The sequence below is a fragment of the Pseudomonas sp. genome (assembly GCF_037994325.1).
GTDB lineage: Bacteria > Pseudomonadota > Gammaproteobacteria > Pseudomonadales > Pseudomonadaceae > Aquipseudomonas.
Genome location: NZ_JBBNAH010000699.1, coordinates 1 through 21,538, shown reverse-complemented (window position 1 = coordinate 21,538; position 21,538 = coordinate 1). Strand labels below are relative to the sequence as shown.

24 protein-coding genes are annotated in these 21,538 nt (G+C 60.7%); 14 read left to right on the top strand and 10 right to left on the bottom strand.

Annotated elements, in window-relative coordinates; genetic code table 11:
• Positions 1 to 55: 55 nt before the first annotated feature.
• Together AAAB16_RS23130 and olsB are read right to left on the bottom strand one after the other, a co-directional pair.
• Positions 56 to 844, bottom strand: a complete 789-nt coding sequence (locus AAAB16_RS23130) for a lysophospholipid acyltransferase family protein (protein WP_340665456.1) — start codon at positions 842 to 844, stop codon at positions 56 to 58.
• Positions 844 to 1,599 (bottom strand): L-ornithine N(alpha)-acyltransferase, encoded by a 756-nt coding sequence (olsB, locus tag AAAB16_RS23125; protein ID WP_340665455.1) that lies wholly within the window; start codon positions 1,597 to 1,599, stop codon positions 844 to 846. The genes AAAB16_RS23130 and olsB overlap by 1 nt, the downstream gene beginning before the upstream one ends.
• 136 nt (positions 1,600 to 1,735) lie before the next feature.
• Between olsB and AAAB16_RS23120 the strand changes: the two genes are divergently transcribed.
• From AAAB16_RS23120 to AAAB16_RS23085, 8 genes are all read left to right on the top strand, one after another.
• Positions 1,736 to 2,626 (top strand): acyl-CoA dehydrogenase, encoded by an 891-nt coding sequence (locus AAAB16_RS23120; protein ID WP_340665454.1) that lies wholly within the window; start codon positions 1,736 to 1,738, stop codon positions 2,624 to 2,626.
• A 32-nt stretch (positions 2,627 to 2,658) separates the two neighbouring features.
• The gene (locus AAAB16_RS23115) at positions 2,659 to 3,771 is read left to right on the top strand and encodes a serine hydrolase (protein WP_340665453.1); all 1,113 of its coding nucleotides are present in this window, start codon (positions 2,659 to 2,661) and stop codon (positions 3,769 to 3,771) included.
• Positions 3,771 to 4,118 carry an amidase gene (locus tag AAAB16_RS23110; RefSeq protein WP_340665452.1) on the top strand — a complete coding sequence of 116 codons (348 nt, stop codon included), beginning with the start codon at positions 3,771 to 3,773 and terminating at the stop codon, positions 4,116 to 4,118. The genes AAAB16_RS23115 and AAAB16_RS23110 overlap by 1 nt, the downstream gene beginning before the upstream one ends.
• Positions 4,119 to 4,186: 68 nt before the next feature.
• Positions 4,187 to 4,762, top strand: a complete 576-nt coding sequence (locus AAAB16_RS23105) for a YceI family protein (protein ID WP_340665451.1) — start codon at positions 4,187 to 4,189, stop codon at positions 4,760 to 4,762.
• 54 nt (positions 4,763 to 4,816) lie between these two features.
• Positions 4,817 to 5,974, top strand: coding sequence for a phosphatidylserine/phosphatidylglycerophosphate/cardiolipin synthase family protein (locus tag AAAB16_RS23100; protein ID WP_340665450.1), 1,158 nt, complete (start codon positions 4,817 to 4,819; stop codon positions 5,972 to 5,974).
• Between the two features lie 316 nt (positions 5,975 to 6,290).
• Positions 6,291 to 6,878 carry a DUF2846 domain-containing protein gene (locus AAAB16_RS23095; RefSeq protein WP_340665449.1) on the top strand — a complete coding sequence of 196 codons (588 nt, stop codon included), beginning with the start codon at positions 6,291 to 6,293 and terminating at the stop codon, positions 6,876 to 6,878.
• Between the two features lie 97 nt (positions 6,879 to 6,975).
• Positions 6,976 to 7,557: a DJ-1/PfpI family protein gene (locus AAAB16_RS23090; RefSeq protein WP_340665448.1), complete on the top strand. Its 582-nt coding sequence runs from the start codon at positions 6,976 to 6,978 to the stop codon at positions 7,555 to 7,557.
• Positions 7,558 to 7,620: 63 nt separating this feature from the next.
• Entirely contained in the window at positions 7,621 to 7,929 is a 309-nt protein-coding gene (locus AAAB16_RS23085) for a ribbon-helix-helix domain-containing protein (RefSeq protein ID WP_340665447.1), read from the top strand.
• A gap of 129 nt (positions 7,930 to 8,058) precedes the next feature.
• Here AAAB16_RS23085 and AAAB16_RS23080 read toward each other — a convergent pair whose 3' ends face one another.
• Together AAAB16_RS23080 and AAAB16_RS23075 are read right to left on the bottom strand one after the other, a co-directional pair.
• Entirely contained in the window at positions 8,059 to 8,370 is a 312-nt protein-coding gene (locus AAAB16_RS23080) for a hypothetical protein (protein WP_340665446.1), read from the bottom strand.
• 284 nt (positions 8,371 to 8,654) lie between these two features.
• On the bottom strand, positions 8,655 to 10,175 hold the full coding sequence (locus AAAB16_RS23075) for a fumarate hydratase (protein WP_340665445.1): 1,521 nt from the start codon (positions 10,173 to 10,175) through the stop codon (positions 8,655 to 8,657).
• A 220-nt stretch (positions 10,176 to 10,395) separates the two neighbouring features.
• On the opposite strand from AAAB16_RS23075, the gene AAAB16_RS23070 reads away from it, so the two are divergent.
• Genes AAAB16_RS23070 through AAAB16_RS23060 form a run of 3 tightly spaced genes read left to right on the top strand, consistent with a single transcriptional unit; the run spans position 10,396 to position 13,269 of the window.
• Positions 10,396 to 11,523 carry a GGDEF domain-containing protein gene (locus AAAB16_RS23070; RefSeq protein WP_340665444.1) on the top strand — a complete coding sequence of 376 codons (1,128 nt, stop codon included), beginning with the start codon at positions 10,396 to 10,398 and terminating at the stop codon, positions 11,521 to 11,523.
• A complete protein-coding gene (locus tag AAAB16_RS23065) occupies positions 11,516 to 12,454 on the top strand; it encodes an iron-sulfur-binding ferredoxin reductase (protein ID WP_340665443.1) in 939 nt (312 codons plus the stop codon). Before AAAB16_RS23070 ends, AAAB16_RS23065 begins: the two co-directional genes overlap by 8 nt.
• A gap of 41 nt (positions 12,455 to 12,495) precedes the next feature.
• Positions 12,496 to 13,269, top strand: coding sequence for an enoyl-CoA hydratase (locus tag AAAB16_RS23060; RefSeq protein WP_340665442.1), 774 nt, complete (start codon positions 12,496 to 12,498; stop codon positions 13,267 to 13,269).
• Positions 13,270 to 13,357: 88 nt separating this feature from the next.
• Here AAAB16_RS23060 and pyk read toward each other — a convergent pair whose 3' ends face one another.
• Together pyk and AAAB16_RS23050 are read right to left on the bottom strand one after the other, a co-directional pair.
• The gene (gene pyk / locus AAAB16_RS23055) at positions 13,358 to 14,809 is read right to left on the bottom strand and encodes a pyruvate kinase (RefSeq protein WP_340665441.1); all 1,452 of its coding nucleotides are present in this window, start codon (positions 14,807 to 14,809) and stop codon (positions 13,358 to 13,360) included.
• Between the two features lie 126 nt (positions 14,810 to 14,935).
• Entirely contained in the window at positions 14,936 to 15,739 is an 804-nt protein-coding gene (locus tag AAAB16_RS23050; RefSeq protein WP_340665440.1) for an outer membrane assembly lipoprotein YfiO, read from the bottom strand.
• A gap of 179 nt (positions 15,740 to 15,918) precedes the next feature.
• Between AAAB16_RS23050 and AAAB16_RS23045 the strand changes: the two genes are divergently transcribed.
• From AAAB16_RS23045 to AAAB16_RS23035, 3 genes are all read left to right on the top strand, one after another.
• Positions 15,919 to 16,290, top strand: coding sequence for a tetratricopeptide repeat protein (locus AAAB16_RS23045; RefSeq protein ID WP_110616131.1), 372 nt, complete (start codon positions 15,919 to 15,921; stop codon positions 16,288 to 16,290).
• A gap of 102 nt (positions 16,291 to 16,392) precedes the next feature.
• Entirely contained in the window at positions 16,393 to 16,818 is a 426-nt protein-coding gene (locus AAAB16_RS23040; protein ID WP_340665439.1) for a DUF4124 domain-containing protein, read from the top strand.
• A 60-nt stretch (positions 16,819 to 16,878) separates the two neighbouring features.
• Positions 16,879 to 17,235, top strand: a complete 357-nt coding sequence (locus AAAB16_RS23035; protein WP_340665438.1) for a PilZ domain-containing protein — start codon at positions 16,879 to 16,881, stop codon at positions 17,233 to 17,235.
• 85 nt (positions 17,236 to 17,320) lie between these two features.
• Here AAAB16_RS23035 and AAAB16_RS23030 read toward each other — a convergent pair whose 3' ends face one another.
• The 4 genes from AAAB16_RS23030 to AAAB16_RS23015 form a co-directional block, all read right to left on the bottom strand.
• Positions 17,321 to 18,652, bottom strand: coding sequence for a DUF58 domain-containing protein (locus AAAB16_RS23030; RefSeq protein WP_340665437.1), 1,332 nt, complete (start codon positions 18,650 to 18,652; stop codon positions 17,321 to 17,323).
• A gap of 10 nt (positions 18,653 to 18,662) precedes the next feature.
• On the bottom strand, positions 18,663 to 19,769 hold the full coding sequence (locus AAAB16_RS23025) for a MoxR family ATPase (protein ID WP_340665436.1): 1,107 nt from the start codon (positions 19,767 to 19,769) through the stop codon (positions 18,663 to 18,665).
• Complete coding sequence (locus AAAB16_RS23020; protein WP_340665435.1) at positions 19,766 to 21,055, bottom strand: DUF4350 domain-containing protein; 1,290 nt, start codon at positions 21,053 to 21,055, stop codon at positions 19,766 to 19,768. Before AAAB16_RS23020 ends, AAAB16_RS23025 begins: the two co-directional genes overlap by 4 nt.
• Positions 21,052 to 21,538: DUF4129 domain-containing protein (locus AAAB16_RS23015; protein ID WP_340665434.1), on the bottom strand; the 487-nt coding region annotated here is incomplete at its 5' end. The genes AAAB16_RS23020 and AAAB16_RS23015, both read right to left, overlap by 4 nt.

Below are 21,538 nucleotides of genomic sequence, written 5' to 3'. Positions count from 1 at the left end.
GTGCTGTGCGCACCATTGCGATATCGGGTAAATCGCTTGGTGCGCACAGCACACCCTACGCGGCGAGCTCGCTTTCTTCGATTGGCTCTACGTCTATATCACCAAACAACGCAAACCCCACCGCCCGATGCGCTTGCTTGGCCAGCACATTGCGCGACGCGCCCAACGTAGCAATCGGCTCCAGCAGATGAATGCGCACGCTGGCGACATCGCTGGAGAGCAAGCGCAGCAAGTGCGAGAGCAAGTCATCGTCGCCAATAAACGGCGCAATCTCGGCGTCAATCTGGTTATCGCGCACATACCGAATCGCCACCGGCTGTAACGGCATGCCGGCTTCAATGGCGCTGCTGAGCAAGCGGCCATGGAAGTTGCGCAGCTGGCGGCCATCGGTGGTGGTGCCTTCGGGGAAGATCAGCAGGTTGCGGCCGTGCTGGAGATGGCTCAGCAGTTGTTGGCCGAGCAGGGCGCTGTCGCCTGAACCCCGGCGGATAAACAGGGTGCCGGCCTTCTTTGCTAACCAGCCGGCTACCGGCCAGCTGCGCACCTCAGCCTTGGACAGAAACGACAGCGGCGCCAACATGCCCAGTAGCGGAATATCGGTCCACGATACGTGGTTGCTGATCCACAGCATCGGCTGCTTGGGCACAGTGCCCAGCACTTCAATGTCAAACGGCAGCGCGCCACTTAAGCGGGCGAGAAACCAGCGCGTCATACGTTGGCGAATGGCGCCTTCGTTACGCAGGTGCAGGCGTTCGATCAAGCCCATGCTACTGGCCACCAGCAGCCCCAAACCGACGGTGGCGACCAGCCGGGCAATGCGCCCGTACAGGCGCAAGCGGCTCATCACACCGCTGCCTTAAAGTGCCGGGCGTAACGCGGGCACAGCTCGTCGCGCTTAAGCAGGATAAATACGTCGGCGACTTGGAAATCCTGGTCCCAGCACGGCTCGCCGCAAATCTTCGCGCCCAAGCGCATATAGGCTTTGAGCAGCGGTGGCATTTCGGCGATGACGTTGCCGGGCAGGTCCAGGCTTGGCAGTGGCGTTTTCGGTTCGGCGCGCAGGTGTTCGGTGCACAGGTAACGTTCACGCAGGCGCTGCATGATGGCTTGGGCCTGAACGCCGCCGTCTTGCATAGGAATGCTGGCGCAGCCCATCAGGTAGCTATAACCGCCTTCGTTGAGCACTTCGGCCAGTTCGCTCCACAGCACGGCAATGGTGCCGCCGTTGCGGTAGGCCGGGTCGACGCAGGTGCGGCCAATCTCCAGCACCGGGCCTTGCAAATGCGCCAGGCCGTGCAGGCTGAATTCTTCTTCACTGTAGAAACGCCCCAGGCTACGGGCGGCGTTGTGGTCGAGCAGGCGGGTGGTGGCAACCAGCGCGCCGGTGTTGAGGTCACGCACGCCGATATGGGCGCAGTGGCTGTCGTAATCGTCCATATCCAAACCGAATTCGGCGCCCTTGAGCTTGGCGTCGAACTCTTTGCTGAATACGCTGAAGCGCAACGCTTGGGCTTCGCGCAAGGCACGGGGGCCGACCAGGCGTTCGGCTTGCAGACGGCGTTCGGCGGTGGTGTCGCGGGTGCGGGCGAGTGTAGACATCAGGTAGCCTCCATAAGCCGGCTTGATTGAGTTGCAGCCGGTCGACCTTGTTGGGCAAGCTCAGGCTAGGAATACCCGGTGTCATCACCATGAATGTTTGGTGATGCTTGTATGACAGTGATCGAGGACGGGTTTTATGTATTGGCAACGACTGCTCGCCTGCGCCGAGCGCTTACCGGCCGCCAGGGCCTTGGATGATTGGTATGCCACCCTGTCGGCGCGGGTAGGCGAGGGCGTAACGCCATTTGAGCTGGCGCTGTTGGGCGGGCGCCTGGCGGCTACGCCCGGCTTGGCCTTTCTGGCGGGCTACCAAGGGGCGTTGCGCGCGCTGTGGCCATCGGCGCCGTGGACCCTGGGCGCCATGTGCGTCACGGAAAACCGCAGCGTGCGCCCGGCCGATATGCAGACGCGGCTGGACGGCTTGAGCCTTTGCGGACGCAAAGATTTTGTCACCGCTGCCGATGCGGCTGACTGGTTACTGATTGCTGCCCGCAGCGAACTCCCCGGCAGCTCGCCGCAGATTGCCCTGTGCGTGGCCTACAGCGGCGCCTCCGGCGTGCGTGTGGACGTGTTGCCGCCGCTGTCGTTGATGCCAGATGTCAGCCATGGCCGTCTGTACCTGGACGCGGCGCAGTGCGAGCGTTTGCCCGGCGATGGCTGGGATGCCTATGCCAAACCGTTCCGTTCCCTGGAGGATTTGCATGTGCTCACCGCGCTAGGTGCGTGGCTGTATGGCGTGGGGTGTGACAACGCATGGCCGCAAGCACTGAAACTGCGTTTGCTGGCGCTGTTGGGCAGTTGCGCCGAGGTCGCGCGCCAAGGCATGAACGAGCCAACCACACACCTGTTACTGGCTGGGGTGTTTGAACAGTTTGCCCAGCTGCGGGCGGAGATCGACAGCGCGATGGGCAGTGGTGACCCGCACTGGCAAGACCTATGGAAACGTGACAGCAGCCTGCTGGAAATCGCCCGGGCGGCGCGGGAAAAGCGCCTGCAAAACGCGTTGGCCGTAACGGCGCTGTGCTAAGTTTGCCGCCTTCTCCAACAAGAGGCTGCCCAATGCCCGCGCCCGTGTTATGCCGCTTGAGCCTTGCGCTCGGTTTGTTGTTTTGCCTTCCTAACGCTTTCGCCGAAACCTGGCCCAGCACTGATTGGGCTGTTGCCACGGTGCCGACCAGCCCGGCTATTAGCGCGCTGGAGGCCTATGCCTTTCCCGTGCGCGATGATGAAAGCCGTAAAGGCGTGCGCACCGACGCCTTGCTGGTGATCCGCGACGGTCAGATTGTGTATGAACGGTACGCCGGCCCAACAGAAGTCAGCACCCCACACCTGACCTGGTCGATGAGCAAAAGCCTGCTGGCCGCCACCTTGGGCGTGGCCTACGGCAAAGGGCTGTTTAAGCTCGACGATCCTGCCGCCAAGTTTTACCCGCCAATGGCGCAGCACCCCGAGATTAAACTCGGCCATTTGCTTAACTGGGCATCCGGCTTGGCCTGGCAGGAAGGCTATGAATATGCGCCGGTGAAATCCAGCGTGGTGGCCATGCTCTACACCCGTGGGCGTGCGGATATGGCGGCATTCGCGGCCGGTTTTGAAGAGGACGCTAAGCCCGGTACGCGCTTCCGCTATTCCAGTGGCGACGCCAATCTGCTCGCTGCTGCCTTGCGCGGTATGGTCGGTGAACAGGCCTATGGGGATTACCCGTGGACGGCTTTGTTTGAGCCACTAGGCATCACCAGCGCGGTATGGGAGCGCGATGCCGCCGGCACCTTTGTCGGCTCGTCTTATTCCTACCTGACCGCCCGCGACTTGGCCCGCGTTGGCCTGCTAATGGAACGCGATGGGCGCTGGGGTGAGCAGCAACTGCTGCCTAAAGCGTGGGTCGATTTCAACCGCACGCCGTTTGCTAATTACCAGCCTTCGGAGGAAACCCGTGGCGACGCTGTACCGGGCGGCCAATGGTGGCTAAACATGCCGGTAGCCGGCAGCGCTAAACCCTGGGCCGATGCACCAGATAGCACTTTTGCCGCCCTTGGCCACTGGGGCCAGGCGCTGTATGTGCTGCCGGAAGAAAAACTGGTGATCGTGCGTTACGCCGATGACCGCGACAAAACCTACTCCCATAACCAGCTGTTGAAACTGGCCCAGGCGGCGTTCCAGGAGGGCAAATAATGAGCGCCTTTATCAAGCGTCGGCCGTTCTCCAGCCTGCTGTTGTTAATCCTCTTGGCCGTGGCGGCGTTGGCCTGGCAGAACCGCGTTCACCTGGCGGCCTTTCCCGGCATCATCGGCGCCTTGTCGGCCAAGGAATATTGCTCGTGCCGCTATGTGATGGATAACCCGGCCGAGTATTGCCAGGGCTACGTCAAGCAGATCATCCCCATCAGTGGCTTCTTTGATGATGTGGCCAATAAGCGGGTGACCGCGCGTGGTTTGGGCAGTACGCAATCGGCGGCCTGGCTGGGGCAGCGTCAGGGGTGCCAGTTGTTGCCACAGGCCTCAGCGCTGCCTGAGTCCTGATCACTCGGGGTTTGCAGGCCGGGCTCAGGCGGTTAAGGTGCCGCCTGAATCTGCTACCTGGAGCCCCGATGCTTAAGTCGCTGGTGTTTTTTCTTGCTGCCCTTGCCTTGCCGGCAGCGCATGCGAACTGGTACCTGGACAACGAGTCCTCGCGCCTATCCTTTATCTCCACCAAGGGCGGCAAGCTGTCCGAGGTGCATCGTTTTCTCACTCTGCATGGCCAGATCGACGATAACGGCGCCGCCAATTTGCGCATCGAACTGGACTCGGCCAGCACCGGCATTCCACTGCGCGACGAGCGTTTGCGCACGCTGCTGTTCGACACCGAGCACTTTGCCGAAGCCTTGGTAAAGGCCAACATCGACCTTGCACCCATCACCACGCTGGCCCCTGGTGCACAGTTGGAATTGCGCCTGCCTTTGACGGTCGAACTGCATGGCCAGCAGCAAAGCTACAGCGCCGAGCTGTTGGTAACCCGTCTGGATGAGCAACGTTTTCAAGTGGTGACCCTGGCGCCGTTGGTGCTGCAGGTCGAAGATTTCGACCTCAGCGACGGCCTCGAGGCGCTGCGCAAACTGGCGGGCGTTTCCACCATCAGTTGGTCGGTGCCGGTGGGCGCCGTGCTGATATTTACCTCGCGTTAGTCATGGTTGAGTAGGGAGTTATGCAGTGGTCGTAGCGCACAGGATGCAGGGCTGATGCCGGGTCGAATTTATCCCTGGCGCACCGGCAATGGCTTTGAATTGCTAGTGGATGGGCCGCAGTTTTTCCCGCGTATGTTCGACGCCATCGGCCGCGCGCAGCGCCAGGTGGAACTGGAGTTGTACCTGGTGGAGTCGGGCGCCTGCGTCGACCTGATGGTGCAAACCTTGTGCGCCGCCGCCGAGCGCGGGGTAAAGGTGCGCTGCCTGTTCGACGCCTTTGGCAGTGCGGCATTTTCCGCTATCGACCGCGAGCGTTTGGTAAATGCCGGCATTGAGCTGCGCTTCTATAACCCGATCAAAATCTGGCGCTGGCAACGCAACCTGTACCGCGACCATCGCAAGTTATTGCTGGTGGATGGCGAGCTGGCGTTTGTCGGTGGCACCGGTGTGACCGATGCCTTCTGGACCCCCGGCGAAGACAGCAGTGCTTGGCATGAGGTGATGGTGCAAATAAGCGGACCGCTGGTACAGGACTGGCAGCATTTGTTTGAACAGCAATGGCTGGCCAACCCGCAAAATCGCGCCTGGTTGCCTTTTGTGCCGGGCCCGCGCCCGCGTTTGCCGGCGTTGCCTGCGGGCGGAACGGGGTTGGGCCGCGTGGCCTACGCCAATGCCATGCAGCACCGCGATATCGTGCGGTCGCTGGTGCGCGCGCTAAATAGCGCCAAGGGCCGTATCTGGTTAGCCACGCCGTACTTTTTGCCGAGCTGGAAGGTTCGCCGTTCGTTGCGTAAGGCCGCGCAGCGGGGGGTTGATGTGCAGCTGCTGCTCACCGGCCGGCAAACCGATAACCCGCCGGTACGCTTTGCCGGGCAGCGCTACTACCCGCGCCTGCTGCGTGCGGGGGTGAAGATTTTTGAATACCAACCGTGTTTTCTCCACCTGAAAATGGTGCTGGTGGATGACTGGAACAGCATTGGCTCATGCAACTTCGACCACTGGAATTTGCGCTTTAACCTGGAAGCCAACCTGGAAGCCGTGGAGCCACCGCTGACGGCTGCGGTGGTGCAGAGCTTTAGCAACGACTTTGGCCAGAGCAAACAGATCACCCTGGAACTGTGGAAATCGCGGCCACTGTGGAAACGCGTGCAGCAGCGGTTGTGGGGGTGGATGGATCGGTTGGTGGTTAACCTGTTGGATCGCCGCAAATGACTACCACCGTCGTCCCCGCGAAGACGGGGACCGAGGTGTGAAGTGCAGCGGAGAAAGGTAATTCCCCCGCGCGATTCTGGATTCCCGCCTACGCGGGAAGGACGGTGGTGTATGGGCAATCCCCGTCGTCCCCGCGAAGGCGGGGACCCAGGTGTGAGGTGCAGCGGCAAAAGGTAATTCCCCCGCGCGATTCTGGATTCCCGCCTACGCGGGAATGACGAAGGCGCTTTATCGTGTCCAGCCCAGCCTTTTGTCGGGTGTCACTGCGTATTCGCCTCGCTATCCTCAGCGCCATAACCATAAGAGGAATGCGCGCTTGAGCCGACATCACCCCCTCGTTGTATTTTTCCTGCTATGCCTCGCCGGCTGTTCATCCCCTGGCGCCTTTCTCGATACCAATGACGGCCCGCTGTTCACGCCCCATGCGCTAAGCGCCGACGACCACGCTGTGGTCTATCTGTACCGCCCGCAAAGCGACTGGGCTGATCAGGAGTTGGAAGCCCCCGGTCTGTTCCTCAATAAAAAATTGGTCGGCAGCCTGCCCAGCAATAGCTACCTGGTGCTGGATCTGGAGGTGGCCAGTTACCCGCTGGAAATGCGCCGCCCGCTGTTCGGTTCGTTCTGGACCGCGCTGGCCGATGGCATGCTGGATTTCAACCGCATCGCCGGCTTTAACCTCGATGTAGGGGCCGGCGCCACGTACTACCTGCGCTATGACGAACTCAATCCGCCGCCGCTGGCCGAAGGCACGGCTACCCTCGGCGATGGTCCGCTGCAGTTGGTGCCCGCCAGCCTGGCGGAAAAAGAGATCAGCGCCACCCATGAGTTTCAGCCACCGCTACGCTTTGCCGCCGATGGCCAGCGCGTGCAGGAACCGGGGTTCTGGGGCGCTTTGGGGCTGTAAGGGCGGTTTGCGCAGGTAGTACTAGCCTATTACCTGCCCGGTGAGCGGCACGGCAATACTTCGCCGTGCACTTACCTATCTGCCAGGAGAAACCCCGATGGCCGCGAAAAAAATCCTCATGCTGGTTGGCGATTACGTTGAAGACTACGAAGTGATGGTGCCGTTTCAGGCCCTGCAGATGGTCGGCCATACCGTTCACGCCGTATGCCCGGACAAAACCGCCGGGCAAAGCGTGCGCACCGCCATTCATGACTTTGAAGGTGACCAAACCTATAGCGAAAAGCCTGGGCATAACTTCGGCCTGAATTTCGATTTCGCCAAGGTCAAGGCCAAGGATTACGACGGCCTGGTGGTGCCCGGCGGTCGTTCCCCCGAGTACCTGCGCCTGAATAAAAAGGTGTTGGATTTGGTAAAGGCGTTCGACAAAGCCGGTAAACCCATTGCCGCGGTCTGCCATGGCGCGCAATTGCTGGCGGCGGCTGGCATTCTTAAAGGCCGTGAGTGCAGCGCTTACCCAGCCTGCGGGCCAGAAGTGAAACTGGCCGGCGGCACCTATGTGGACATCGCTGTGGACCACGCCCATATCGAAGGCAATTTGGTCACCGCCCCGGCTTGGCCGGCGCACCCTAACTGGTTGGCCGGTTTTCTGCTGCTGTTGGGCACCACCATCACCTTGTAAGCTGCCGGCCTGTTTTGCCGCTGTGGAGACCCGCCGGGGTCTTCACATAAAGAGGAGCGCGTTATGTGCGAGCTGTACGTTAAGGCCGACCCCATTCTCTACGAGTCGCGCTCGCGCTCGCTGCGCATCTGTGGCGTGGTGACCACGCTGCGCCTGGAAAACCAGTTCTGGGACATTCTCTCGGAGATTGCGGCGGTCGATGGCATGACCACTAACCAACTGATCAGCAAACTCTACGAAGAGGTGATGGATTACCGCGGTGAAGTGGTGAACTTCGCTTCGTTTCTGCGCGTAAGTTGCTGCCGGTATCTGGCGCAACCAAAAGACAAACAGGCGCCGCTGAGCTTGGTGGCCAGTCGTTCGCAGTTGTAAGGGTTGTAACGGCGGGGCAGGGGACTTGCGGAAATCTATGTACTACCTGGTTAGTCTGTAAGTTTTTCTGCCCTTATCTTGTAAGACAAGACTTACATGAAGGCGTCCTGGCTTACGTTTGTAGGACAATCACCAGTACAAGGTCACTACGGTGGGGGCGGCTTCTGAGCCTTTGATGTCGCTTGATGTGTTGCTTTGGAGGCGCGATTCCGAACGCACGCCGTTGCTTTCACGGTCAACGCGGAAGCTGTTGATACCGTCGCAGTTGTGGTTTTCCACACGGAAGGTGGTGGCGTTGGAAGCGCTGCCGAATTCGCAGCTGGAGGTGATGGTGATGCCTACTGCCAAATTGCCAGAGGCTTGGCCCGCTTGGGCTTGAGTGCCCATCAGGGCGATTGCAGCGGCTGCTGCCAGGGAGATGAAACGAATATTGCTGTTCATACGAAACGCTCTTTGATGGTTCGGGTTGTCTGCCATCCGGCAGCAAATCGGTTACAACCATCCGTAGCGATCCGGGTTCCTAGTCCCGGGTAAAGTGCGCATGTTCCGTCATTTCCTTGGGAGGCGATCTTACGGACGCATATGTCAGGTTGCCACTACCGTTTGTAAGCCATTCGCCATAGTGTCGTGTATGACATTGTCCTTGTCGCAATTAACACATTTTTCTGACGTCAAAAAAATACCCGGCCTATAGCCGGGTATTTTTTAGCGCGTTTTGACTGCAGTTAAATTTCAACTGCCAGGCTATCGCTGATCTTCTTCTGCCAAATGGCTGGGCCGGTGATGTGTACCGACTCGCCTTTGGTATCCACTGCCACGGTAACCGGCATGTCCTTCACTTCGAACTCGTAGATGGCTTCCATCCCCAGTTCGGCAAAGGCCAGCACCTTGGACTTTTTGATCGCTTGGGCCACCAGATAAGCGGCGCCGCCAACGGCCATCAAGTACACGGCTTTGTTGTCCTTGATCGCTTCAATGGCAATTGGGCCGCGTTCGGACTTGCCGATCATGCCCAGCAGGCCGGTTTGCTCAAGGATCTGCCGGGTGAATTTGTCCATCCGCGTGGCGGTAGTCGGGCCGGCTGGGCCAACCACTTCCTCGCGTACCGGGTCAACCGGGCCCACGTAGTAGATAAAGCGGCCTTTAAGGTCGACCGGCAGGGTTTCGCCCTTGTTGAGCATTTCCACCATGCGCTTGTGCGCGGCGTCGCGGCCGGTGAGCATTTTGCCGTTGAGCAACACGGTTTCGCCTGGCTGCCAGCTCTGTACGTCTTCCGGGGTCAGGGTGTCGAGGTCGACGCGACGGGCCGATGGGCCGGCTTCCCAAACGATTTCCGGGTAGGCGTCCAAGGGTGGCGCTTCCAGCGACGCTGGGCCGCTACCGTCGAGCACAAAGTGGGCATGACGGGTGGCGGCGCAGTTGGGGATCATGCACACCGGCAGAGACGCGGCGTGGGTGGGGTAGTCCATGATCTTCACGTCGAGCACGGTGGTCAGACCACCCAGGCCCTGGGCGCCGATGCCCAGTTGGTTAACCTTCTCGAACAGCTCCAAGCGCATTTCTTCCAGCTTGTTCTGCGGGCCACGGGCTTTGAGCTCGTGAATGTCGATGGACTCCATCAACACTTCCTTGGCCATGACCGCGGCTTTCTCGGCGGTGCCGCCAATGCCGATGCCGAGCATGCCCGGTGGGCACCAGCCAGCGCCCATGGTTGGCACCGTCTTCAATACCCAGTCGACGATCGAGTCGGAGGGGTTGAGCATGGCCATCTTCGATTTGTTCTCGGAGCCGCCACCTTTGGCTGCTACGTCCACTTCCACAGTGTTGCCGGGAACGATGGAGTAGTGGATGACTGCCGGGGTGTTGTCTTTGGTGTTTTTCCGCGCGCCTGCCGGGTCGGCAAGGATGGATGCGCGCAAGACGTTTTCCGGCAGGTTGTAGGCGCGACGTACGCCTTCGTTGATCATGTCGTCCAGGCTCATGGTGGCGCCGTCCCAGCGCACGTCCATGCCCACGCGTACGAATACGGTGACGATGCCGGTGTCCTGGCAGATCGGCCGATGGCCGGTGGCGCACATGCGCGAGTTGATCAAAATCTGCGCAATGGAATCACGGGCCGCTGGCGATTCTTCGCGCAGGTAGGCCTCGTGCATCGCTTGGATAAAGTCCACGGGGTGGTAATAAGAAATGAACTGTAAAGCGTCGGCGACGCTCTGTATCAGGTCGTCTTGCTTGATCACGGTCATGCAGCGCGCTCCTCTATAAACACGGGAACATCTAAGCGCGCAGGGCTAATGCCCAGCAGGCTCGGTAAGGCAAAAAAGGCGCGGCAGTATAACGCGCACGGTGTCGTTGGCCCACCCGCTGACGATAGACCTTGGTCGATTAACGCACGCACTGGCGTACTAGGTTTTTCGCCGTCACCTAGGTACAGTGACGGCACGATGCCAGTACGGGACGGAGCCCATGAGCAGCGCTAAACCAAAGGGTACACAGAAAGCCCTACAGAGCCTGCTGCTGAAGCGTTTCGGCATGGCGGCGGGCACCTATGGCTTGGCGTTGCTGCTGTTTGTGCTACTGGTGATCAGTGGCCAATACGAGGCTGATCTGGCTACCGCGCTAGTCACTGCTGCCCTCATTGTTATCAGCCAGTTGATGTTTTTCGCCATTTTTATCAGTGGCGCCAACCTGCGTTTCGACGACCCGAGCCTTACCGAGGCGCAGGTGCTGGTTGGCCTGGGCATGCACACCTATCTGCTTTATCACCTCGACAGCGCGCGCGGCACCATGCTGGTGCTGTATCTGTTGATTCTGCTGTTCGGCGTATTCCAACTGGCGCCGCGGGTATTTGCCCGCTGCGCCGCCTTTGCCTTTCTTGGCTTTGCCAGCATTACCCTGTGGGACGGCTTCCAGATGCGCTTGGCCGATCCTGGGTTGGCTGCGTTGCAGGTTGGGGTGTTGCTGGTGATGTTGGTCTGGCTCAGCCTGTTTGCCGGTTATGTGCAGGCGCTGCGCCAACGTATGCGCCAACGCCGCTTCGCCCTGCAGGCGCACCAAGACACCCTGCGCGGCATGATGCGCCAGCTTGAAGACCTGGTGGCCACCGACGAACTCACCGGGCTGTTTAACCGCCGTCACTTTCTGCGCCTGGCCGCTCGCGAGCTGGCCAGTCTGCGCCCGGATATGCAGCACGGCCTGGCCTTGATTGACCTCGACCATTTCAAACGCATCAACGACCAACATGGCCACGCCAGCGGCGACCGCGTGCTGCAAACCTTCGCCACCGTCGCCCAGGCCTGCCTGCGCGATGGTGATGTGCTGGCTCGCTACGGCGGCGAAGAGTTCGTGCTGCTGTTGCCCAACACCGATGCCGATCAGCTCACTGCCTGCTGTGAACGGCTGCGTGAGGCGTTCTACCACGCCGAGCCGGTGGGCTTGAAAGTGGATAGCATCAGCCTCTCCGCCGGCATGACCCTACTGGTTACCGGCGATGACCTCGACGAAGCGCTGCACCGTGCCGACCAAGCGCTGTACCGGGCCAAACACAGCGGGCGCAATTGCTGCCATGCGGCCTGGGAGAACAGCGGTGCCTGAGCTGCGCGTGGCCGGTCAGGCGTTTGCGGTAAACCCTGGAACCAACCTGCTTGATGCGCTGCTGAGCGCCGGTGTTGCCGTGCCCTACAGCTGCCGGGCCGGCAGTTGTCACGCCTGTATGGTGCGGTGCGTAACTGGTGAACCGCTGGATGGCAAGCCCGAAGCGCTGGCAGAAAAACAACGCGAGCAGGGTTGGCGTCTAGCCTGCCAATGCCGGATGGTGGATGACCTGGGTGTGGAAGTGTTCGACCCGGTTCGTGATGGCCTGGCGGCGGCTATCGCCAGCGTCGATTGGCCCAGCCCCAACGTGTTACGTCTGCGCTTGACGCCAGAGCGAGCACTGCGTTATCGCGCCGGCCAGCACCTGTTGTTATGGACGGCCGAGGGCATTGCCCGACCCTATTCGTTGGCCAGCTTGGATGGCGAAGATCCGTGGCTGGAGTTTCATATCGACTGTCGCCATAGCGGCGCCTTTAGTGATGCCGCCCGCCAGTTTAAAAGCACTGAGGCCTTGCGCCTGGGTGAGCTGCGTGGCGGTGCCTTGCATTACGACCTCGACTGGCAGCAACGGCCATTAATCCTGATGGCCGCCGGCACCGGGCTGGCGCCGCTGTATGGCGTGTTGCGCGAGGCGTTGCGCCAGGATCATCAGGGCAATATCCGTCTGCTGCATGTCGCTGCCCATAGCAGCGAACACTATCTGGCAGCCGAATTACAGGCCCTGGAGGTCAGCCACCCGCAGCTACAAGTGCAGTTGGTGGAGGCGGCCGAGTTGCCTGCCGCTTTGGCCGAACTACGCCTTGTTTCACGGCAAACCATCGCCTTACTCTGCGGCGGGCCGGCGAGTATTGAAACCTTCTCGCGCCGGCTCTACCTGGCAGGTCTGCCGCGCAATCAAATGTTCGCCGACCTGTTCTTGCCGCACGCCTGACTCACCTGCTGAGCGAGCGTTTCTGTATCCCGAGGATGGTTATGAGCGAACACGTACTGGTCGAGCGCGAAGAGGGCTTGCTAACCCTGCGCCTGCACCGCCTGGATAAAAAGAACGCGCTCACCCGCGCCATGTACAGCCGTATGGCCGAGGTGCTGGAGCAGGCCGATAACGACCCCAGCGTGCGCGTGGTGCTGATCACCGGCGGCGACGAATGCTTTACCAGCGGCAACGATATCGCCGACTTCCTGCAAGAGCCGCCCACCGGCATGGACAGCCCGGTGTTCTTTTTTATGCGCGCGCTGTTCGAAATGAAAAAGCCCGTGGTCGCCGCCGTTGCCGGCTCGGCCGTGGGCATTGGCACCACGTTGTTACTGCATTGCGACCTGGTTTACGTCGCCCACGATGCCAAATTGAAGATGCCGTTTGTGGCCCTGGGCTTATGCCCGGAGTACGGCTCTAGCCAAATCCTGCCGCAGATGCTCGGCCACGCCAAAGCCGCAGAGCTGTTGCTGCTGGGCGAGACGTTTAGTGGCGAGCAGGCGGCTGCCTGGGGCATTGCCAATCAAGCACTGGAAAGTGGTGCAGCGACCTTGGCCAAAGCCAAAGAAATGGCCAAACGCTTCCTGCACCTACCACCCAAGGCGATAGCCGATAGCAAAGAATTGATGCGTGGACCGGGGCGCGAACAGTTGAGGAAAGTGATCGCCGAGGAGGGCGCGTTATTCAACCAGCGGCTTCGCTCGCCGGAAGCGATTGAAGCCTTGTCCGCCTTTATGCAGCGGCGTAAGCCGGATTTTTCCAAATTCGCCTGACTGCACGGGGAACGTAGGGTGTGCTGTGCGCACCAAAGCGATTAACGCGAGATCGCTTGGTGCGCGCAGCACACCCTACGCAAGCGCGTTATACCTGTGGCTCACCGACGTGCAGGATCTTCATTGAGTTGGTCCCGCCCGTAGTGTGGTAGCTGTCGCCCTTGGTCAGAATCACCCAATCGCCAGCCTGTACCACGCCGCGTTTCACCAGCTCTTCAATCGCCGCTTCACTGACTTTGTTCGCTGGCAACGCTGCCGGGTCGAACGGTACGGTGTATACGCCACGGAACAAGGCCACCCGGGCCTGGGTTTCGCGGTGTGGGGAGAAGGCGAAAATCGGCACCTGCGAGCGTAGACGCGACATGATCAGCGGGCTATAGCCGCTCTCGGTGAGGGCGATGATGGCTTTCACACCGGGGAAGTGGTTGGCGGTGTACATGGCCGCCAGGGCCACGCTTTCATCGCAACGTTCAAAGGTGTGGCCCAAGCGATGGCTGGAGCGTTTGTTGGTTGGGTGTTTTTCCGCACCCAGGCACACGCGGGCCATGGCCTTGACCGCTTCGATGGGGTACAGGCCGGCGGCGCTTTCGGCTGAGAGCATCACCGCATCGGTGAAGTCCAGGGCGGCGTTGGCCACATCGGATACTTCGGCGCGTGTCGGCATTGGGCTGCTGATCATCGACTCCATCATCTGCGTGGCGGTAATTACCGCTTTGTTCAGACGGCGGGCGTGCAGGATGATTTTTTTCTGAATGCCGACCAGTTCGGCATCGCCGATTTCTACGCCGAGGTCGCCACGGGCAACCATCACTGCGTCACTGGCGCGGATCAGGCCGTCGAGGGTTTCATCGTCGGCTACCGCTTCGGCGCGTTCGATTTTTGCCACCAGCCAGGCAGTACCGCCGGCTTCGTCGCGCAGACGGCGGGCCAGTTCCATATCCGCCGCATCGCGGGGGAAGGAAACGGCCAGGTAGTCCAGCTCCATTTCCGCCGCCAGTTTGATATCGGCTTTGTCTTTGGCGGTCAACGCTGGAGCGGTTAGGCCGCCACCGCGACGGTTGATGCCTTTGTGGTCTGACAACGGACCGCCGATAAGCACACGGCATTGCAGTTCGTCAGCGCTGGTGGATTCCACCAGCATCACCACGCGACCGTCGTCGAGCAGCAGCTCGTCACCGGTTTTGCAGTCTTTGATCAGGTCCGGGTAGTCGATACCCACTACTTCCTGGGTGCCGGCATCACGCGGATGGGTGACGGAGAAGCGGAAGCTGTCGCCTTCTTTCAGTTCGATGCGTTTGTCAGCGAATTTGGCGATACGGATTTTCGGACCTTGCAGGTCGCCCAGCAGGGCCACGAAGCGACCGTGCTTGGCAGCAATTTCGCGGACCAGGTTGGCGCGCGCCTTGTGTTCGTCGGGGGTGCCGTGGGAGAAGTTCAGGCGGCATACATCGACGCCGGCGAGAATCAGTTGTTCCAGCACTTCAGGAGAGTTGCTGGCTGGACCAAGGGTGGCGACGATTTTTGTGCGGCGAAAGGTCATGCGAAAAGACTCCAAAGGGCGAGCAGAAGCCGAGGCTACTATGCTGCGCGGCTGTAGTCATTGTTCCGCTGCACTACTTATTCGCCCGCCCATTAGCGTTGGCTACATATCGGCAAGCCGTGGGCATCAGGGTGTGGTTTGGTTGAGCGCGGTATCCAAATGGCGCGCGGCTTTTTCCTGTAGCTCGCTGTTGGGGTATTGGGCGAGCAGTTGGCGCAGGTACTCGATGGCTTTGTCGCGGCTGGGGTGCGGGTTGTCCGGGGCCAGGTACATCAACGCCACTTGGTAAAGCGCTTCTTCTTTGATTGAGGCCTCCACGCCTGGGTCTTTTAGGGCGACGCGATAGAGCTCTTCGGCTTCGGCCACGCGGTCCTTTAATACGGCACGGCGCGACAACAAGGTCATGTCCGGGTCGAGGCTGGCCGCGTTGAGGTCGAGGTTTTGGCTGGGCTTCCAGTTAGCCAACAACTCCCGGGCCGTTTGCTTTAACGGCTCGTTGGCGCGCTGATTGATCAGTAGGATGCGTTGTTCACTGCGGGCGGCGGCACGGGTCTGGCCGAACTCGTTGTGCACTTTATAAAAGGTGTTGAGCGCTTTGGTGTCGTCGCGCTGATCGTTAAAGCGGCTCATATAAATAAGGCCGATCTGGTACAGGGAAATGGCCCGCACTTCATCGCTGAGTTTGTGATCTTGATAGCCCTGCAGATAGGTGTTTTCCGCCGTGGCGCTGGTGCCGTCCCGAATGGCCATGGCGCTGTAGGTCAGCAGGTCGCCTTCATCCTCGATAGCGGCGAGCATGCGGTTGTTTTTGGTTTCCTTGGATTCGGCCACCCCTTGGGTGGTGACCTGGGCGATAAACAGCGGTGTGGTGGGTGCGCAGGCAGCGAGCAAAACGCAGGTGAATAGCGGCAGCAGTGGGCGTATGGGCATGGGCATTCCTTGTTCTTATTGGTTTTTTGCCAGGGTGCTGCGAGCGGGCCTGGTCAGTCTAGCCACCGGGCGGCGCGGGACCAAGGGCGCTGGCACAGTTCCAATCGGAGGATATGCTCACATTGCATCTGCAGTTTTTTCAGCGACTGTCGATACACTCCACATTGGAGGATATGCCTATGCGAATTTTGCTGATTTTGGTGGGGGCGCTCAGTGCTGTGGGCTGCAGCAGTGCGTCGATGGATTACCACTTGGACAAAGCCTACGAGCGGTACAACGCCGGTGATTGCGACACGGCGATTCTGGAGTTGTCTCAGGCCGAGCGCAAAAGCCGCTCACGCAGTTACGTGCAGCCGGAAATCTCCCTGCTGCGCGGCCAATGCCTGGAGCGCGAGAACCTTTACGTGGATGCCGCACAAACCTATCAATTCATCATTTCCCGCTACCCGATGAGCGAATACGCCTACCGCGCTCGCGCCCGCTTAGACACTCTGGAGCAACTGGGCCACAAGCCCAACCCGCCGGCCAAGGTGTCCGCTGCGCCACTCTAGTTGCGGTGATGGCACTGTGTATTGGCAAGTCCTGAGCATTTAGCGAAGATAAACGCGCCCGGCCAACCGCCGGGCGTTGTTGTTTATTCAAGGAGGAAGTTTATGCGTACTGCACTGGCATTCGCGCTGTTGCTGCTGCCAGGTTTGGCTTCAGCAGAGATTTACAAATGGGTGGATGCCCAAGGCAAGGTGCACTTCGACCAGCGTCCCGTAGCCGGCGCGAAGCAGGTAGAGGTCAAGCCGCAAGTGATCGAAAGCGACGAGGCCACCCGCCAGCGTCAGGAACGTGCCGATAGCTTTTACAAAGCGCGCCGCGATGAACAGCAACAGGCCGAGCAGCGGGCCAGCCAGCAACAAGCGCAAGTCACTGAACGCTGTGGAAAGTTGCGCAAGGAACTGGGCAAGATTGCGCCGGGTGTGCCGTATTACTCGGTCGACAGTAAAGGTGAGCGGCGTTACTACAGCGACCAAGAGTTGGACGCCGCTCGTCGCCAACTCAGCCAGCAAATTGCCCGCGAGTGTCAGTGAGGCTGGCTCAGCGGCTTTGCAGAGGCCATACTCAGTGCCCTCCCGTAGCGATGTGCCAGCATGCGAAGTGAACGCCGAATCGATCGACATCAGCTGCCGTCTTACCTGAATGTCTTTAACCGCATCACCGACAAGCCCATGGGCCATATTGGCAACGTGTCGCTGGACGGCATGATGCTGATTAGTGAATTGCCGATGCTGGTGGGCGCGCGTTTTGAAATGTGCCTGAAAATTCCGGGGCCCAACGGCCAGCGCATCATCAACTTTTCCGCCACCTGCCAATGGTGCCGTGAAGATGTCACCCCTGGGGGTTGGGACTCCGGCTTCTCGCTGGTGGCACCGCCGGTTGAATACGTCGAAATGGTCGACGCACTGCGCCAGTACTTCACCTTCCAGACCCTCACCACGCAGGTTTAACCCCGCTCCTGCGCTGTAGGGTGTGCTGTGCGCACCATTGCGTACTTCGCTGTAACGCTGGTGCGCGCAGCACAGCCTACGGGTCTTAGAACACCCCGGCCTTTTTCCAAGCCAAATACCGCTCCACCAACTCTGGCCCCAACTGGCTCGGCCGTGCATCCAGCACCGGTACGCCGTGGGCGCTCAAGCGTTCATGCAAGCCGTTGCGGGCGTTGAGGTAGTCAACCGTGCCGCAGTAGGCCAAGGCTTCTTCGTAGTTTTGCACCGGCGCTTGGCGCAGGCTGTCGAGCACTTCTTCGCGCAGGCTGGTGAGCAGTACGCGGTGCTGACGGCCCAGCCGTTTCACCGCTGCCAACAGTTCTTCATCGTCTTCGTCGCGCAGGTTGCTGACGATCACCACCAGTGCTCGGCGGCGCTGGCGGGCCATCAGGCCGTCGATGGCGGCGGCGTAGTCAGCGGGGCGCTGGCTGCTTTTCAGGTCGTAGACGGCATTGAGCAATACATTCAAATGCGCCTGGCCTTTGACCGGCGCAAGAAAGCGCGGCTGGTCGCCAGCAAAAGTCGCCAGGCCCACCGCGTCGCCTTGGCGCAGCGCCACATAACTCAGTAGCAGGCAGGCGTTAAGGGCGTGATCGAAGTGCGAGAGGTCGCCGTCCTGGCTGCGCATGCGCCGGCCACAGTCGAGCAGAAAGATAATTTGCTGGTCACGCTCGTCCTGGTATTCGCGGGCAATCGGCGTGCGTTTGCGTGCGGTGGCTTTCCAGTCGATTTGGCGCAGGGTGTCGCCGTCACGGAATTCACGCAGTTGCTGGAATTCCTGGCCCAGGCCGCGCCGTTGTTGCTGACGTACGCCAAGCTGGCCGAGCCAGTCGTCGACGCCTTTGAGGCTGGCGTCGTACAGGCGGGCGAAGTCCGGATAGACGCGGGTCGCGCCCGGTAATTCCAGATAGCGGCGGCCTTGCCACAGACGCAGCGGGCTGGGGATGCCCAGTTCACAGCGGGCAAAGCTGAAATGGCCGCGTACCAACGGCCGAACCCGGTAGCTGAACTGCGTTTGTTCGCCCGGCCGTAATTCGATGCGCTGGGGCAAAAAGTCGACGTCCATGCCCGCCGGCACATGGTCGAACACGTCTAGTTGCTGGCGATGCTTAAAGCTGTGTTGCGCCACTAGCTGCACTTCGCCCCAACGGCCCAAGGACAGATTGCCTGGCAAGCTGCGCGTCAGCTGTGGCGAAGGCAATTGCCGCAGCCACAACACATCCAAACCGCTAACCACCACCAGCGCCACCAACGCCGCCCACCATAAGGTGTGCAGCGCTTGCGGCACGCGCATATCCAGCGCCTGCAAAATACCCAGCACAATGGCCAGGCTCAGCAAGGCACCGCTTAGCAGCAACAGCAGGCGTGATGGCTTCATACGGCAGTCTTCATAGACGCGGCGCTGCCACCTGATCAAGCAGCTGTTGCAGCACTTGGTCGACCGACAAGCCTTCAATATCCAGCTCCGGCGACAAGCGCACACGGTGGCGCAATACGGCCAGGGCGCAGCTCTTAATGTCGTCCGGGGTCACGAAGTCGCCGCCGCGCAGCAGGGCGCGGGCACGGCCGCCGCGGACCAGGGCGATGGAGGCGCGTGGGCCGGCACCAATGGCCAAACCTGGCCAACTGCGGGTGGTACGCGCCAGGCGTACGGCGTAGTCGAGCACTTGCTCATCCAGAGCCAATTCGCTGGCGATTTTCTGCAGGGCCAGTACATCTTTGGCTTGCAGCAAGGGGCGCAATGGCACCACGTCGAGCATATCGGCACGCGACGAGCGACTGACCTGGCGGACCATGCTCAGCTCTTCATCGAGCTGCGGATAGTCCATGCGCAGCTTGAGCATAAAGCGATCAAGCTCAGCTTCCGGCAGCGGGTAGGTGCCTTCCTGCTCAATCGGGTTTTGCGTGGCCAGCACCATAAATGGCTGGGCCACCGGTAGGGCACGACCTTCCAGGGTGACCTGACGCTCTTGCATCACTTCCAGCAGTGCGGCCTGGGTTTTCGCTGGGGCGCGGTTGATCTCGTCCGCCAGCAGCAGGTTGGTAAACACCGGGCCTTTGCGCAGCTTGAACTGCTCGGACTGCAGGTCGTACACGGCGTGGCCGGTAACGTCACTTGGCATCAAATCCGGGGTGAACTGAATACGCGCGAACTCGCCGCCAAAGCAGCGGGCCAGGGCACGCACCAGCAAGGTTTTGCCCAGGCCGGGTACGCCTTCAAGCAGCACGTGGCCGCCTGCTAATAAAGCAGTGAGCACGTCGTCGATCACCGCGGTCTGGCCGATCAGGGCTTTTTGCAGTTCCTGGCGCAGCGCCTGGGCCAGTTGGCTGGCACGTTGGCGCTGGGTGTTAACCGGTGCCGGTGCAGGAGCCGCGGTCGGAGTGTGCGCAGGTACGGGGGCCGGTGTGGGCTCCAGGGCTTGCGGGTCCAGTTCCAGCTCGGTGGGTTGATTGTCCGGTTGGGTGCCGGGCTGATCGGGCGTCTGTTCGCTCATAGGGCATTCCTGAGGGTTTGCAGGTGGGCGACCTGGCGGGTGAATTCGGAGGCGGAAAGCCGCTGTTTGGGCAACGGCCGCATGGCTTGGCTAATGGCACTGCTGGGTAAGCGACTGAGGCGGCCGAGGATTTGCCATTGCGCGGCAACGTCCAGGGTTTCAAAGCCGGGGTGGCGACGACGGGCCTGGCGGCGGATATCCCGTTGCAGGCCTTGCAGCAAACTGTGCTCGCCACTGGTGCGGCGCAGGAAGTCGGCGCTACCGCGCAAATGTTCCTGCAACTGCCGGCGCGCCAGGCTGGCCGGGGCCAGCAGCGGCCCTTGGCGACGGCCATTAGCCCACAGCACCAAGGCAATCAGCAGCGCCAACGCGGCCAGGGCTTCGGGGAAGTTGCGCAGCAGCAGGCTGAGCAAGTCGTCGTTGTCGGCGCGGTAAACCAGGGTGACCTTGCTGTCTTGGGTCAGGTACCAAAGCAACCACGCATTGTCATAACTGGCGATACCGTCGTTCTGCCAAATCCAGCTATCGGTCACCACGGTAACCAGGCCATCGCCATAGGTGAGTTGCAACATATGGGTGGCGTCGGCGCTGTTGGCCCAGGCCTGGGCCTGATTTTTTGCATCGAACAGGTGGTAGTCGGTATCGAAGTTGACGTAGGCCGGCGCTTCTTCGTTTTCCAGGTACAACTTGGTCAGGCTTGGATAACGGTCGGTTGCTTCTACGTCGTCTTGCTCTTCAGGCTCGGGTGCTGTGTCGCGGTCGGCGGGCACTTGCTCTTCGCTGGCCTCGTCGCTCTGTTCTTCACGCTGTTCAGCGTCTTCGGTTTCGCTCTCGTCTTCAGTGTCAGCCTCGGTGCCTTTATCGAGGTCTTCGGTGAGCAACTGATGGATTTCCAGGCGGTCGAGGAGCAAGTCGTCGCTCTTGCCTTTTTCCTCGTCCCACAACGATTCGGCCACCACCAACAGGTGACCGCCTTTGGCGGTCCAGGCCAACAGGCGTTCGGTCTGGCGTGGGGTCATTTTTTCCCGGCTGCCGAGCAGCAACAGGGTGTTGCCCTGGCTTGGCAGGGCGCTCAGCGTGTCCCAGGTATCGGTGCGCTGCACGCTGATTTGCCGGGCTTGCAGAAAGCTTTCGGCGGCCATGTAGGGGTTGGCGTCAACCTCCGGCGATGCACCGTGTTTGACTTCTTCTTGATAGGGCGTGAGCTGGCTCATCACGTAAATGGCGGCCAAGCCCAGTAACAACACGATCACCGCCCCGAGGGCGAATGTAGCGCGCCGGCTCATACCTGCGCTCCCGTTTGGAACAGGCGCCGCCAGCCTTCACAGAGGCCGCGCTTGAGGTTGTCCGGCGGGTTCTGATGGCCATAGGCAAGGTTTTGCCAGTGACGGGTCAGCACCTGGGTAAAGCGGCTGAGGTCGCCGTGTTCCAAGTTGTTGACCAATTGCTGCACTTCACCTTCGGTATGCGAGCCTTTAAGCGGCAAATGGAAGTCGTGCAGCAAGCGGCTGAGCAGGGCGCGGTAGAGCAGGCCGAGGGCTTCGCGCGGCTGTTCGCTCCATAGCCGTTCGACGGCACTGGCAACATCGTCGGGCAGGCTTTCCGGCGCCACATCAAGGCCGAAAAGCATGCTCGGCACTTCGCGCTTTTGCCGCTTGGGCAACGACAGGCGCACGCTGAAAATGCGCAGCCACTCGCGGTAACGCCAGACCAACAGCACCAGCAGAATAATCAGAGCGCCCCACAGCAGCACTTCCACCACACTGGCG